This is a genomic window from Bradyrhizobium sp. 159 (genome assembly GCF_023073795.1).
In the GTDB taxonomy this organism is placed as follows: domain Bacteria; phylum Pseudomonadota; class Alphaproteobacteria; order Rhizobiales; family Xanthobacteraceae; genus Bradyrhizobium.
In genome coordinates this window covers 1-863 of the sequence record NZ_JADPKE010000076.1, presented here as the reverse complement: position 1 = coordinate 863, position 863 = coordinate 1, and the positions used below count along the sequence as shown (strand labels likewise).

Annotated in this window: 2 protein-coding genes; both read right to left on the bottom strand. The window is 60.6% G+C overall.

What is annotated here, in order from left to right:
- Positions 1 to 8: 8 nt before the first annotated feature.
- The gene (locus IVA96_RS21055) at positions 9 to 206 is read right to left on the bottom strand and encodes a hypothetical protein (RefSeq protein ID WP_247419012.1); all 198 of its coding nucleotides are present in this window, start codon (positions 204 to 206) and stop codon (positions 9 to 11) included.
- 31 nt (positions 207 to 237) lie between these two features.
- Positions 238 to 863, bottom strand: a 626-nt coding sequence (locus IVA96_RS21050; protein ID WP_247419009.1) for a YncE family protein, incomplete at its 5' end; no start/stop codon positions are given.

Genomic DNA, 863 nt, shown 5'->3' with positions numbered 1-863 from the left:
GAAGGCTTTTACGGTCCCATCCTCGCCGAAGCGGGATGTCCGGGCACCTGGAAGCGCTTGCCTGTGTCCGTGATGTTACTGCCATCGACCTTCAGAATCGAGAAGTCCTGCGTCAGATAGTTGCCGATGAGAAGGTACTTGCCGTCGGGCGTGAAGACTGCAGCCTCGGGCAAGCCGCCGACCTCGATGTCTGCGGTCTTGCTCACTTTCTTGCCGTCGGTCTTGAGAACCGAGATGCTACCGTTCTTTTCGTAGAAGTATGCGTTCTTCGTGTTGGAACCGCGCAGAATGACCGCAACCGCGACGTCGCCCTTGGGGCTGATTGCAAGCCCCCTCGGGGCCGTCGCCCACCACCACGCGATCGATGATGCGTGGCGGATCGGCCTCCAAATCGATGACGCTCGTGGTATCCACACTTCCATCGGAAGCACCTGCGTTGCCGTTATCCGAGGTCAGGGCGATTTTCCCGCCGGGTGCGGCCGCGACATTGTAGGGCCACTGGCCGGCCGGCAGGTCGATCTTGTTGTACGTTACCTTATCGCCCGCGATGTCCAGCATGGAGACTTTGTGAGCAGGGAAGCGGGCGACCAGGGCTCGCTTGCCATCAGGGGTGAACGTCACGTGCGACGGACTGTCCGGCATCGCAACCGTGACCGTGATCTTCACGTCAGTGCCGTTCACGGAGAGGACGCTGATCGAGTTGTCTCCGCGATTCGCGACCAGTGCCATCTTGCCATCTGGACTGAAGCTGAGCCCGGAAGGCTGTTTCCCGCCAGTGAGCGTTGCAGCCAGCTTGGGCGGATTGGCCTGCAGGTCGACGACGTAAATCTTGTTGTCCAGCACCTGTTTCAGCGCGTCGCCGT